Genomic DNA, 15,619 nt, shown 5'->3' on the forward strand with positions numbered 1-15,619 from the left:
GGTTATCAGGTATCCAATGCCTCACAAAGCGAATTCAAGTTCACGCTGTTCAAAAACTCTTCGGCGATGGTATTCAGCTCATTGGTTTTGAGCACCAGAGCATCACTGGCGTTAAGTGCCTGCCGTAGGTAGTCATCCTGAATAGATTTCTCAAGCTCTTCATTTCTGATTGCAAACATCATGGCATTCAGTTCTTCTGGTGAGGATGGGTCATGAGCGCCATACCTGTTGCTATTCCAGCATCCATCTATGTGGGCATCGCCCCAGCAATAGGTCAGGCAACCGCCTTTCAGGTGTGTCACTTCATACAGATAATGACTGAAGGCCTGCTTAAGCGCCACCACACATTTGTTTTTTAAATCATTTATGAGATCTACCTCCCCTGAAGATAACCTGAGAGGCTCCACGATGGATTGGTAGCTTCCTAAGATATCAGACCTTTTTTTCCTATATTCCTCTCTATGATTTGGTGATCCCACGCTGTAGTCTCTGTCCAATGCAAACAGAGCCAGATCGAGTTCTTTTTTTCTTGCCATAAATTGACTGCTTTTTTCCAACAAATGTTTCAGGTCTGAGCGGTTCTCAGCGATTCGTTGTAATAGGGCTGCGACCTTTTTATCCATCACTTTCAAGCCGGATATCCAGTCAGGCTTCCCTATGATAATCACCGGACGGTGGTTCGCTTTGCCCGAGATTAATTTCGGAAATGCAGGATGGTGAACCAGCATTCGTTCTATATTCGCAATGCCCTCGGGTTGGTCCGTCCAAGCGTTGCGTACAGATGAGGTGAGAATGTTTTTTTCCAGAGATGGCGATAAACCATGATGACAACGAGTGACAAAAAAGGCCCCTAATTTACTTGTTTGGAAGGAATGGTAAGCCCTTTGCCATGTCTGGCTATCTTTCTCTCTGAAGAATAATTTCTTATACCACTTTTTCAGTAAATGGCTGGCTTGAACCTTCAGTTCATCGACACCTTGCAGACGAACCAATAGCTTATGGTGTTCATGGGCCTCTACGATCTGGCCTGCATAGGTCGGCGGTATATCCAGCCAACCCGATGCCAGGGCTTCCCTGGCAAAGTCAATAACTGCGGGGGTCAGATCAATGTCACTCAGAATACTCAGCATCAGGATTAACCAGTCCTCAGGTTCTGATGAGCCATGAATAATCATTTTTGAGTGCAATAACTTGAGGGGTTCAGTGACCTGATTTCTATCACTGTTGGACAAGATGTGTTTGACTGCCTTCAACATCGGGCCTTTTTTGCTAAAGACAATACAAATCAACTCCACTTCGTCAAAGTCTAATGCTTTTGTTTCCAGCGACACTAATATTGAGACACCCATGGAAAAGCCGGTTAAATCTTTTGTCTGCCAGAGTTTCTTTACTATTTCGAAAATATCTGGAAGGGTTTCCGGCGATTCACAGCCTGCCTCAAGGGCCTTGTTCAGTTCTTCAGGACTTGTTCCGCAGGCTTCAGCCAGAGTTTGCTGTTGTGCTAAATCAGCACCTTTCAGACGCCCATTCAGCAGATCTCTGGTCTTCTTTAATTCAGTGCCAGAAACACTGACTCTTTTGGTGTCCTGGAACTCAGGGAGGATTTCTGTTACCTCGACAGGCGCTCCGCCCAAATCCACCGATTTCCAGGTTTGGCCACCGTCCAGCGAACACTCTGCAAAGGCATGGGTATCATTGGATATTTGTCGGCATGGAATGCCAAAATAACGACATAAAGCAATAAAAACAGGCACACGATGACGACAGCTGCCTTGTCGGCGTGTTATCAGGAAGTGAAAGAAATTTTTATTGCGCTTTGGTACAGCGACACCGGAAAAGTCTTCGCAATAATCCTGGATTGCCCTAATGCGCTGCTCCGTGTCTTCAGCCTTTGCTATTTTCTGCAAAGGTTTCCTTACTTTGGATGCCTGTTTCTCAATCTTCTGAAACACGTCGTCCAGTACTGTTTTCATACCCTGGCAACAGTGGGCGTCAAAACGTCTTGATTGTGCTGGCCGGACTTTTTCAGCCGATGTTTTTTTGCCCACTTCTCTGGGTTCTACGACATAAGCAAATTTAATGCTCTGGTCGGCTTTGGCTTCTGGAATAAATAGTGTGTGTATGCCGGTATATCGGTCCCTGAGCAGTGTAAATGCCAGATGGGGTTCTATGCGCAGTGCCACGATGTAGTCCTTAACTGTCAGGCTGGGCAATATAAATTGACCATTTTTTGATGACATGTAAAAGGTAGCCAGTGTTTGGTCGCTGGCTAATGTCACTTCCCGGTCATGCTCTGGTAACCGTGCAGGTATGATGACTTCGACTCCCTGCATGTGTTTATCATTAATACTGATCCTTTTGATTTTGCCCTCAAGTGATACATAAATATCCTCTGCCAATGACCGATAAATCCCGGGAAAATGGTCCGGGTCATCAAAAATTATATAATCGTCAAGTTGTCGCTCGCTCTCTTTCTCATTCTCATAGTCCGTTCTTCGGTCCAATACCGGAGCCTCTTTCTCATGGACTTCCGGAATGTATTTTTCTGGAGTGCTATCACAGTAAACAGTCAACGCTTTATTAACAGGTTGTGTCTCGAGGTTCGCTCTCTGATCCAATGCCGGAGCTTGCACCTCGTGGACTTGTGGCGGAACTTTATCACTACTGGTGGTCAAGACTTCGTTAACAGGTTGTGGCGCAGGCTCCGTTCTCTGATCCAATGCCCAAGCCTGTTTCTCGTGGACTTCTGGCTTGTCTTGTTCAGGAGCCTGATCACCACCAATAGCGGATGCTTCGTTGATAAAATCGTCTGCCAGATGGTTCAGCAGATTACTGATCTGATACCAGAACACAGGCCACCATTGAACTTCATCGGCTTTCCACGCCCCTATCTGCTGATCAGCGGCCTGAAGATAAGGCTGGTTAGCAGACATTTTCAGCGTTTGTTGCTGTTCTTCCGTCAGGGGAAATACGCTGTTAACGTCTACGTTCGTCCGGCCAAAATGATTGCTAAACCAGCGTTGCTGCCAGTGTCGGTAGAGTGCCCCGGTAAGAATATCGTCGGACTCGTCCGGCTTCAGGGGAAGGCCTGATGACTGCCACTTTGCCTGAGCCACACTTTTGATGATTTCCGTTCTGACTTCCTTTTCATCCCGCTGAGTGTTAACAAGGATTTCATGTTTTTTTTCATCAACACTGTTGAGATGACTGCTTCGTATCAACCACGGACGATCAATGCCCGATACCGTTTCATTGAACCAACGGCAAAGTCCGGAATCAAATTCACTTTTCTCCATGGCAAGAGCCGAAGACTCGGGCAGTTCCTCCAGCGATAGGTTGGCAGCCATCAGGTAAAGCCGGTAGTGCTGATTGAGGCATTGATGAACGGCTTTTTCGCTCAAATCACCACCTCTGTTTATAGCCCTGGCAACATTCTGTAAATCAAGGCTGGTCGGTTGTAATGGCAGTTTTTTGCTTTGCAGGTGAGCCCTTAAACGACAATGTTTTTCTGTTAGCATCTCAGCGGCGAATGTTCCTTGTGACGACTCTGGCAACACTTTCGCGGCAATGGTCTGTAATTCGGTCGCTTTGTACTGCCGGATGGGCAAATGTCGAAAACGCCCTTTCAGGGCCGGTGATAAGGGTTTTCGCCCGCTGTACTCAGGTGGGTTGATGGTGGCAAAGAGGTGAAAACCCGGATGGGCGTCTCCGGCCAGAATATCGTTTAACTCACCTTCCAGATGCTGGCTGTCGATCAGGTTCATTTCCGAAATCACCACGATGCCGCCTTCAATTTTGGCCTTCCGGATCTTTTCACACAGTTTGTCCCAGGAACAATCACAGGCATTCAGGTAATAGACTTCCGGCATCAATTCTTGCCGTTGTTCAGCCTGCTTTTTGACACTTTCAATCACCAGGTTCAGCGTGGCATCTTTACCCCGCCCCGCCGGACCTTCAATCAGTGTTGCCTGACGGCCGCCGTGTTTTCTGTCGTGATGATGAGCCTGCTGAGAGCGGCTTAAATCCTGTCCAAGCCGCTGCGCCAGTTCACGGACTGCCGATCCGGAGGTATCAAAGTCCGGTCGGATTTCTCGCGTGACTGTACTGAAGTTCTGCTGAATATCTGACAGGGTCTTGTTACGAACTCTGTCGCTCAGGGTGTTCTCCGCCTTGTAACGGGCAGCAAACCAGATTTCCAGTGCCGACAGGGCATCCCGTTGCGTTTCGGTGATTTCCGGCCCCAGTACATCCCGAAAACTGTGTTGTATCAAACTGTTTATTTGCCCACAGGTCACACTGCCAAGAGCGGGCTGAGCACAGTCGAGATACCAACCCACCCAACTGCAGATGTCCGTTAAATCCCTGGGGGTAAACTCATGCTCGGGCAGCAGTTCCTGATAATGTTGCCAGAGTGTCATCACACTTTTGCTGGCACTGTGTGCAATGTCGTTTATTTGATGCTTTGTCAGATGCTCTTGTAAGTGATTGACCAGAGCCGGTTCCACCACCCTGTCTCTGAGAAAAGCCTGATCCAGGCGTGGGTAGTAAGCTCTGGGCAATTTCTCTTTCAGGGCCGGGTCGAGTTGGCGCCCGGCATAATGATCCGGGTTACCGGTAAGAATCACCCGGTGTTTTTCGCTGACCTTGACAGGATGACCATTCACATAGATGCAGGGTTGTGGTTCCCATAAGCCGTTCAATGATGCCAGTAATCCGGCTTGGGTCAGGTTGGCTTCATCCAGCACTAAAGTGATGTACTCTCCGTCTTTGTCGGATTTGGTCTTGGCCCACTCTATCAATGCCCGGTTTTGCTCCACCATAGAGCGGTCGCCATCAGCGTATTGTTGCCACTGCCAGCGTTTCATCAGGGTCTGTTCGCTGTCGGAAGGTCCAAGGGAAATGACTGAAGCCTGTCCCGAAGCCTTGGCCATTTTGGCAGAAAAGTAACTTTTCCCGGTGCCGGTTTCCCCTTGCAGGAAGATAACGGGAGAGTCGGTAAGCCGGTCATGAAGTCGGGATAATCGTCGGCTTTCACGATCTTTCTGACTTATCTCGCTGTGATAAAGATCCCCGGCCAGTGCTGACAGGGGATTGTCTGTGGAGCCTGCCCATATAAGTGATTCAGCCAGTCGGTGTTCAATGCGTTCAATGCCTTCTGCCTCAGAATTCGCTGTTATGGCTTTATCAAGACAATCGGTGGCCAGAGCCTCAATGGCATCGGATCGCGTCTGCTCTGGTGGCAAACGTAACTGCCAGCCAGAAGCCAGTGCATCCTGCAAACGTTTAATTTGTCTTGATGGCCTGATGGTTAACGGTGGATAGCGTTTCGCTGCCTCCGGATCGACTTTCAACTGATACGCCATGGCCTGACGAAGTTCATCAGGCAAAGGGGCCACAATCAGGGCACAGAGCTTGTCCAGAAAATTTTCCTTATGCCAAACGGAAACTGGTTCTTCATAGGACAACAGTAATCCTTTAGATTTACCGTTCTTGAATGCTGTCAGATCAATGGCTCTGGCCAATGGCCACAGGTTCTGCTCCAAAAACGCTCTATTCAACTGCGGGGCACTGTCGATGATGGCCGTTAACTGATCCGGGTCTACCGAGATAGGCTGATCCTTATCCGGCGTCCTATCCGGTAACAAGCTCCGGCAAGCCACTTTCATAAAATCCCTCACGGGTGGATTCTGCCGGGTGCCATGGGTGATGACGCTATTAATGGCCCTGCGCCAGTGGCGGGGTAAAAGCGATGAGGACTGATCAACCTGTTGTGCCCGCCGGGCAGCCATTATCAGGTTATTCAATAAGCCTTCGTTCAATTCAGGCAGAGGGTTACAAAGGTCGGCAGGTACGGTTTTAAACGCCTGATAAAGTTTATTAAGCGCTTGTTCTGGCAGCTCAGCCCGGGGGATTTCATGCCTGTCGGCATTGACAGCCCAGAGATCAACCTCGGGACAGGGTTCACCCTTGGCAACCAGCGAATGCAAGACCGGAGACGGACTTTTCGCAGACTCAGGCCAGAGTAAGGTGACACAAGCCTGTGGGTAGGCTTGTAATTGACCGTTCACCAACAAAGGTTGCCCAATAAACAGGGGCTCCAGAAGCTGCTGAAGCCTTGGGTTATGCTCGAGTCCCCGGAATACAATCGGTTCGCCAGCGCTCAATGCCTCCTGCAATTTACTCGGCTGTCGCCCAAAATGCGCCTGTTGTTCCGAAGTGATATGGATATTATCAAAGAGCTGACTAAAGCCGGTCTGTTCGCTGACCTGAATGACCAAAGGGGCTTCCTGCTGATTATTTAGCCAATGACTTGTCTGGGTATGTTGCTGATAAGTAACGGTATTAAAAGTGGCTTGATCTGTGATTGGCTGTTCATTGTTTTCTGTCAATCCCAGTGCTTTTGGTTGCTGTCTTGAATCAGTCACCTGAAGCCGGGGCTCCAGGCCGGTCGTCTCGCGAATCGTCTGCAGTGAACCCAGCAAATGAAACCAGTGTGCCTCAGTGAGGGTAGACGTTACGGTGACTACACCACCTGCCCGAATTTGTTCCAACAGACTGGTATTAGGGATTGCATAGCCTTCCGGGGCAATGGCAATCGGGCTCAGCCACTCCCTGACATTACTCTGGTTAATGATGATCGGGTTTGCTGATGCCTGGGCTTTATCAAGTTCTTGGTCACCTTCTTCATTATCAGAGTGAGACAGACTTTGGAACAGTGTATGAAGCTCCTCATTCCCTAACGGCATCTTATAAAACTGAACATCGTCGGGTAATGGACAGATCTTCCCGTTGCTCTCAACACTCTGTTGCGCCAGCATCTGTCGAACCGTCTGTTCAAAGGCCAGATCCTGCCAATTGGCGCCTTTCAGAATCACCCGTTGTCCGGCCTTTAACGACTCAAGCTTGCCGGGGATGTGTCGGATTCGCCCTTGTTGATCCACTCCGGGGCCACCCAGCAATAACTGCCGCCAGCTGCTGTGCAAGTGGCAGTTAATAAGAAGGGTATTTTCGTCATCCATAGCACTTTCGGCAGAAGGGAGTTCAGCCAATAACTGAACCTCGTCGATATCCATCAATGAGGCATTGCCGGTCGTTTCGTTGAACTGCCAGGTATTGCCCGGTCGATTAATTCGCCGCCAGAAATCAGCACCGGGTGCCTCGGCCCCCGATGCCTTGTCACGTCCGCCAACTGATGCCAACTGTGCAGGGTCTGCCAACACCAATAGCGAAACATGCTCGCCCAAAGGACGTTTTTTGTTGCTGACTTTGTCGTACAGGCAGGGGTTATCCGGGTCCAGTAGATCGTTAAACTTTGGCAGTTCTTCGCTGGTGAGTTGTCGAATATCTATTACCAGTATTAATGGCTGTGAACTTTCAAAGAGCTTGCCAGAGCTCAGAGTGTGGCGACCCTCTTCGGAAATACTCAACCGGCTAACCAGGTTAGCCTGTGAGAGGTCGTCGGGGTGGGAAATAACAGTAACATCCTGATGTTTATCGCAGGTCTTGGCAATCAGAAGTTGTCGAATCTCATCATCACTGGCGACAAAACGAAAATCGAAGGCATGAGGAGCCTTTTGGAGCGACGAATCCGTTGCGGATACGATTCTCGTTTTGTCAGGCAGGCCTCTCGAAGTTGGCGATATATTGAGTCTGGCAGTTACACCGGTGACCTCAGCAATCTCTGGTTTTAAATCCAGCTTTGCTCTTTTGGGTGGTATGCCGCCATCAGGCTTTTCAGTCTTAAAAACAGGGTTGTTTGTTTTTCCATTGATCTGACCATCCATAGCCAATCTCCTCTACTGCTTTCCTTTGCGGGAGTGTTATGAAACTGTATTACTATTTGACCTTAAAATAGGATTAAAGTTCCATTTTGACAGTTGCCTGTAACATTGAAGGAAGTCAACGACCTCTAAAAACTCATCGTGACCAGATTATGATCAGATATCCAATGAGTCCGACATCGAATTCAGGTTCACGCTGCTCAAAAACTCTTCGGCAATGGTTGTCAGCGTATCGGACCTCAGCACCAGGGCGTCACTGGCGTTTTGTGCCTGTCGCAAGTAGGCGTCCTTAACAAGTTTCTCTTTATGTCTAAAGCGACAAATATCAGACATCATGGCAAACAGCTCTTCTGGTGAGGATGGATCATGAGCGCCATAGCAAAAGTTATTGCTGTCATGGTTCATGCGAGAAAGCATGATAGTGTCAAGCCAACAATACGTTAAGCGACCGCCTTTTGACTGTGTCACTTCGTACAGATAATGACTGAAGGCATGTCTGATCGCTTGCTTGCATTTGTTTGTGAAGTCATCAAGAATTTTTTTCTCCTTATTCGACACCTTGAGGGGGGGCAGAGTCTGATTGGCTTTTTTCAATATCTGCTTAAACTCCGGCCTGTTCTCTGATTTTCGTTGCAGCAGGGCTTGAACCTTTTCCTCAATTGCAATTTCGCCCCAGTCGGGGCAACCGATAATAATCACCGGACGGTCTTTATCCCTGCTCGGGTTTAACTGTGAAAAAGCAGGCTGTTGCACCAGCATTCGTTCTATATCAGGAATGCCCTCAGGATTGTTCGTCCAGACGTCTTGTATAGAACGATGGGCCATCTGATTTTCAAGGGATGACGAAAACCCGTCATGGCAATGAGTGACGAGCAAGGTATCACGTTCTTGCCTCTGGTAGTGTTCATAATTCAAACGCCACACGCTACTGTGTTTTTCCCTGGACAACAATGCGTCATACCACTTTCTCAGACAGTGGGTGGCTTTAACCTTCAGTTCATCGATGCCTTCCAGAGCTTCCAATAGCCTGTGATGTTCAAAGGCACCGATAATATTTCTGTGATAATTTGGCACTGGATCCAGCCAACCCGATTCCATGGCTTTAAGTGCAAAGTGAATAACCGACGGTTTGGTCCGTTCGCTCTGATTCAATATAGACACCATTGATCTCAACCACTTGTTAGGATTTGCTCCACCCTGAATAATCATTCTTGAGTACAATGACTCGAGTTGTTCAGTGACCTGATCTTCATCATTGTCGAGCAAGATTTGTATGACTGCCTCCGACATCGGTTCATAGTCGCGATTCCTCCTGTACGATTCGTCGATTTGCACAGAATCGAATTCATACCTCGCGTCTATGAGGCCTTTTAACGGAGCCTTCGACATCGGTTTATCATTATGACTTTTACTGTTCTCATCCGGATCGTCGCGAGTCAGGGTACCGAGCAATTTCTTCTCATCATTGTTCAACGCTTTTGTCTCTGATAACAATGAGACACCCATGGCAAAACTGGTTAAATTTTTTTCTCCCCAAAGTTTTTTTACTATCTCGAAAATGCTTGGAATGCTTTCTGGCAATGCACTGTTTGTCAGAAAATATTTGCTCAGTTTCTCGGGGCTCGTATTCATGGCTCTGGCCAGCGTTTGCTGTTGTGATAAATCTGCCCCTTGCAGGAGATTCTTAATTGTTTTTAACGCAGCACTGGAACTTTGCAACGTTTTGGTGCGCTGAAATTTTGGTATCACTTTTGTGTCCTTTGTGGGCGCCCCGCCCAAATCCACTGACAGCCAGGTTTGGCCTCTATCCACTGAACACTCGGCAAAGGCGTGGGTATGGTTAGACATTTGCCGACATGGAATCCCGAAATAACGGCAAAGAGCGACAAAAACAGGCGCACGATGACGGCAACGCCCTTGCCGCTGTGTTACCAGGAATTTAAAGAAATTCTCCCCGCGCTTTGGTTTAGTCACCCCGGAAAACTGTCGGCAATACTCCTTGATTGCCTGAACGCGTTCGGTCATGTCTTGAGCGTTTGCAATTTTTCGCAAAGGCTCCCGTATTTCGGGTGGTTGTTGGTCAATGTTCGTAAACAGTCCATTCAGCACTTTTTTTATCCCTTTTGAACAGCGGGTGTGAAACCTTATCGATCGTTTTGAGCGAGCTTCTTTAGTCGATGCTTCCAAGTCCGGTTCTCTGGATTCTACGACATAAGAAATTTGAATACGCCGCCCCTTAGCGTTGGCCTTTGGAATAAACAGCGTGTGAAGCCCGGTATATTTGTCTCTTTTCAGGGTATATGGCAAATCGGGTTCTATACGCAGAGCCACGATATAGTCATCAGGCGTCAGGCTGGGCAATTTATATTCATCATCCTTTGATGACATCTTGAGGGTCGCCAGGGTTTGATTGCTGGCTAAGATCAATTCCTGATCACGCCCTGGTAAAGGGTCAGGTGTGAGAGTTTCAACCCCCAGGAAGTGCAGGTCATTAATATCGACCGTTCTAATATTACCCGTGTCAGACACACAAACATCACTTGCCCGCCAACGGTACATATGGGAAGGATGGTGCTGAGTTTTAAAAACTATTTCATCCTTAATTCGTGGCTTCTCCTCGCACTCATAGTCCGTGTCCTGTTTCAGGCCTATGAAATCTTTCTCGGAGAGTTCCTCGATGAATTTTTCATGAGCCTCATCAGCATTGATAGCTGAGGCTTTGTTAGCATAATCGCTCACCTGATGGTTGGGCAGATCACTTATCTGGTGCCAAAACGCAGACCCGTATTGAACTGCATTGGCGTTCCATCTGCTTATCCGCTGATCAGCTTCTTGAAGACAAGACCGGTAAGCGGGTAATTTTAGCGTTTTTTCCTCTTCTTCCGTCAGGGGAAATACGCTGTTGGCGTCAATGCCCGTCTTGTCAAACTTACGATCAAACCAGCTTTGCTGCCAGTGTCGGTACAGTGCCCGGGTGAGAGCATTGTCCGACGGGTCCGGATTCAGGGAAAGACCGAATGCCTGCCATTGTGACTGAGCGACCATCCTGATGATTTCTGTTTTGGTTTTTTTTCCAGTCAGACCGGTCTTGAAACAAATCTCATGGTGTTTTTCATCAATACTGTTGCGATCACTGCGTCGTATCAACCATGGACGACTAATGCCCGATACCGTTTCGTTGAGCCATTCGCAAAGTCCGGAATCAAGTGCTCCTTTACCCATAACAAGAGCCGGTGACTTCGGCAGTTCCTCCAGCGACAGGTTGGCGGCCATCAGGTAAAGCCGGTAGTGCTGATTGAGGCATTGATGAAGTGCTTTTTCGCTAAAATCGCCTCCTGTTTTGACAGCCATCGCGACATTCTTTAAATCGCGACTGGTGAGCTGTAACGGCAGGTTTTTGCGTTGCAGGCAGGCCCTTAAACGACAATGTTTTTCAGTCAGCCATGCAGCGACGAATTTCCCTTTTGGGGAGTCTGGCAACACTTTCCCGGCAATGTTCTGCAATTCTGCCGAGTTATACTGGCGGATCGGCAAATGTCTGAAACGTCCTTTCAGCGCCGGTGATAAGGGTTTTCGCCCGCTGTACTCAGGCGGGTTGATGGTGGCAAACAGGTGGAAACCCGGATGGGCGTCACCGGCCAGAATATCGTTTAACTCACCTTCCAGATGCTGGCTGTCAATCAGATTCATCTCCGAAATCACCACGATGCCGCCTTCCACTTTTGCTTTCTGGATCGCTTCACACACTTTATCCCAGGAACAATCACAGGCATTCAGGAGATAAACCTCTGGTATGGATTCTTGCCGTTGCAAGGCCTGCTGTCTGACACTTTCAATCATCAGGTTCAGCGTGGCATCCTTACCCCGCCCGGCTGGGCCTTCAATCAACGTCGCTTGTCGTCCACCGTGTTTTCTGTTGTGATGATTAGCCTGCTGAGAGCGGCTTAAATCCTGTCCCAGCCGTTGCACCAGTTCAATGACTGCCGATCCGGAGGTATCAAACTCAGGTTGGAATTTTTTGGTGTATGCTCCGAAGTCTCGCTGAATATCTGGCAGGGTGTAGTTATGAACTTTGTCGCGCAGGGTGTTGTCCGGGTGGTAACGGGCAGCAAACCAGATTTCCAGTGCCGAAAGGGCATCCTGTTGAGTCTCGCTGATTTCGGGACCCAGTACATCCCGAAAACTTTGCTGGATCAAACTGTTCACTTGCTCACAGCTAACACTGTCGCCTTCCGACAACGCACGATCCAGATACCAACCCACCCAGCTACAGATGTCGGTTAAATCCCTGGGGGTAAACTCATGCTCGGGCAACAGCTCCTGATAATATTGCCACAGAGCCATCAGGCTCTTGGTGGCACTGTGTGCAATGTCGTTTATTTGCTGCTCCGGCAGATGCCGTTGTGATAAATGATTGACCAGAGCCGGTTCCACCACCCTGTCCTCAAGGAAAGCCTGATCCAGGCGTGGGTAATAAGCCCTGGGCAGTTTCTCTTTCAGGGCCGGATCGAGCTGGCGCCCGGAGTAATGATCCGAATTGCCGGTGAGAATCACCCGGTGTTTTGGGCTGACCGGAACAGGGTGACCATTGACATAGATGCAAGGCTTTGGCTCCCATAAGCCGTTCAATGACGCCAGTAATCCGGTTTTAGCCAGGTTGGCTTCATCCAGAACCAGAGTAATGTATTCTCCATCTGTGTCCTCTGGGATAGTAGCCCATTCCATCAGAGTCCGGTTTTGTTGCATCATAGAGCGGTCGCCATCGGTATGCTCCCGCCACTGCCAGCGTTTCATCAGGGTCTGTTCGCTGTCGGAAGGTCCAAGGGAAATGACCTTAGCCTGTCCTAAAGCCTCTGCCATCTTTGCTGAAAAGTAACTTTTCCCGGTGCCGGTTTCTCCTTGCAGAAATATAACGGGAGAGTCCGTAAGCCGGTCATGAAGTCGCGATAATCGACGACTTTCACGATCTTTCTGACTTATCTTGCCGTGATAAAGATCCCGGGCCAGTGCTGACAGGGGCATATCAGCGGAACCCTGCCATTTCAGTGATTCAGACAGTCGATTTTCAATACGTTCAATGCGCTCTGCCTCGGAATTCGTTGTTCTGGCCATGTGGAAACAATCGGTGGCCAGAGCCTGAATGGCATCGGATCGGATCTGCCCTTGTGACAAAGGTAAATGCCAGCCGCAAGCCAGCCCGTCCTGCAAACGTTTGATCTGTCTTTCTGGCCTGATGGTTAACGATGAATATTGCTCTGTTGCCTTCGGATCGACTTCCAACTGATAGGCTATGGTCTGTCGTTGTTGTTCAGGCGCATGAGCCAGGATCATGGCACAGAGCCTGTCCAGAGCTTTTTTGTCAGCCGATTGTGGAAACGGACTTTTATAGGACAGTTGTAATTCGGTACCTTTAAATACTGCCGGGTCAAAGGCTCGGGCCAGTGGCCACAGGTTCTGCTCCACAAACTCTCTATCCAAATGCCGGGCACTGTTGATGATGGCAGTTAACTGATCCGGGTCTACCGAGGCGGCCTGACCCTCTTGCGGCTTCTGATGAGCATCCGGCGTGTTATCCGGTAACAATTGCCAACAAGCCACTTTCATAAAATCACGCACGGATGGATTTTGCCGGGTGCCATGGGTGATGACGCTATTGATGGCTTTGCGCCAGTGGCGGGGTAAAAGCTGTTGGGACTGGTCCACCTGTTTTGCCCGCCGGGCAGCCAGTATCAGATTATTCAACAACCCTTCGGTGATTTCAGGCAGAGCATTACAAAGGCCAACAGGTACGGTTTTAAACGCTTCGTAAAGTTTATCAAGTGCTTGTTCTGGCACCTCGGTTCGGGCGATACCATGCCTGGAGACGCTGATACCCCAAAGATCAACCTTGGGACACGGCTTACTCCTGGCAACCATTGCACGAAATACCGAAGACGGGCTTTTTGCAGAATCAGGCCAGAGTATTGTGACATGAGCTTTTGGGTAGGCCTGCAATTGGCCATTCACTAGCAGAGGTTGTCCCACAACCAGAGGTTCCAGAAGCTGCTGAAGCCTTGGATTACTCTCCAGTCCCCGAACAACAACCGGCGTGCCAGCGATTAATGCCTCCTGCAATTTACTCTGAAGTCGTCCAAAATGGGCCTTTTGTTCCGAGGTGATATGGATATTATCAAATAGCTCACTGAAGCTGGTTTTTTCATTGACCTGAATAACCAGAGGTGCTCCCCGCTGATTATTCAGCCAATGACTTGCCTGGGCATGTTGCTGATAAGTGAAGGTATTAAAGACAGCATGATCTTTGACTTTTTTCTGTGGCTGATGGCTCCCGGGCAAAGGGTGCTCATCGTTTTTTGTCAATCCCAGGGCATTCGGCTGCTTTTTCCAATGCGCCACCTGAAGTCGGGGCTCCAGACCAGTCGTTTCGCGAATAGTCTGCAGTGAGCCCAGTAAACAAAACCATTCTGCCTGAGTGAGGGGAGACGTGACGGTGACGGTACCACCCGCCCGAACTTGCTCCAACAGACAGGTGTTAGGGGTGGCATAGCCTCCGGGAGCAATTGCAATGGGGCTCAGCCAATCCGTGATATTATTCTCGTTAATGATGATCGGGTTTCGTGGTGCGTGCTTTTTATCAAGTCCTTTGTCATCTTCTTTATAAGAGTGAGACAGGCTTTGGTACAATGAATGAAGCTCGTCCTTCCCTACCGGCATCTGATAAAACTGAACATTGTCGGGTAACTGACAAATCTTGCCGTTGCTCTCGAAGCTCTGTTGCGCCAACATCTGTCGAATCGTCTGTTCAAAGGCCAGATCATCCCAGTTGGCGCCTTTCAGAATCACTCGTTGTCCGGCCTTTAATGACTCAAGTCTGCCGGGCAGGTGCTGGATTCGCCCTTTTTCATCCACTCCGGGGCCGCCCAGAAGCAACTGTCGCCAGTGGCTGTGCAGGTGACAGTCAATAACAAGGGTATTGTCGTTATCCATGGTGCTCTCAGCGGGAGAGAATTCAGCCAATACCGGAGGAACACTGTCGATGTTTATTGCCCGGGCATTGCCGGTCTGAGCATCGAAATGCCAGGAATTGTCCGGTCGATTAATTCGCCGCCAGAAATCAGCCCCCGGAACGTCGGCCGCCAATGCGCCTTCACACTGGCCAACTGATGCCAACTGTGCAGGGTCTGCCAGCACCAATAGAGAGACATGGTCGCCCAGAAGGCGTTTCTCCTGAGTGACTTTGTCGTACAGACAAGGGTTATCTGGGTCCAGTAGATCGTTAAATTTGGGCAGTTCTTCACCGGTGAGTTTTCGAATATCTATCACCAGTGTCAATGGCTGTGAACTTTCAAAGAGCCTGCCTGAACGCAGAGTGTGGCGACCCTCTTCGGAAATACTCAACCGGCTCACCAGATTAGCCTGTGAGAGATCGTCGGGGTGGGAAATAACAGTTACATCCTGATGTTTATCGCAGGTCCTGGCAATCAGAAGTTGTCGAACCTCATCATCACTGGCGACAAAACAAAAATCGAAGGAATGAGTAGACTTTTGGAGCGACGAATCCGTTGTGGATACGGTTCTCGTTTTGTCAGGCAGGCCTCTCGAAGTTGGCGATATATTGAGTCTGGCAGTCACACCGGCGACCTCTGCAATCTCTGGTTTTAAATCCAGCTTTGCTCTTTTGGATGGTATGCCGCCATCAGGCTTTTCAGTCTTAAAAACAGGGTTGTTTGTTTTTCCATTGATCTGACCATCCATAGCCAATCTCCTCTACTGCTTTCCTTTGAAGGAGTGTTTTGAAACTGTACAGTTATTTGACCTTGAGATTGGATGAAAGTTCCATT

2 protein-coding genes are annotated in these 15,619 nt (G+C 49.0%); both read right to left on the reverse strand.

The window, feature by feature from the left end:
* Positions 1-5: 5 nt before the first annotated feature.
* Positions 6-7,784 carry an AAA family ATPase gene (locus ACOJUO_RS03630; RefSeq protein WP_422138944.1) on the reverse strand — a complete coding sequence of 2,593 codons (7,779 nt, stop codon included), beginning with the start codon at positions 7,782-7,784 and terminating at the stop codon, positions 6-8.
* 153 nt (positions 7,785-7,937) lie between these two features.
* Positions 7,938-15,533: an AAA family ATPase gene (locus tag ACOJUO_RS03635; protein ID WP_422138945.1), complete on the reverse strand. Its 7,596-nt coding sequence runs from the start codon at positions 15,531-15,533 to the stop codon at positions 7,938-7,940.
* Positions 15,534-15,619: the final 86 nt, after the last annotated feature.

This window comes from Endozoicomonas sp. ALC020 (assembly GCF_049275935.1).
GTDB lineage: Bacteria > Pseudomonadota > Gammaproteobacteria > Pseudomonadales > Endozoicomonadaceae > Endozoicomonas_A.

Coding starts and splice junctions, on each gene's coding strand:
- ACOJUO_RS03630 (WP_422138944.1), bottom strand. CDS start 7,784: ATGGATGGTCAGATCAATGGAAAAACAAACAACCCTGTTTTTAAGACT.
- ACOJUO_RS03635 (WP_422138945.1), bottom strand. CDS start 15,533: ATGGATGGTCAGATCAATGGAAAAACAAACAACCCTGTTTTTAAGACT.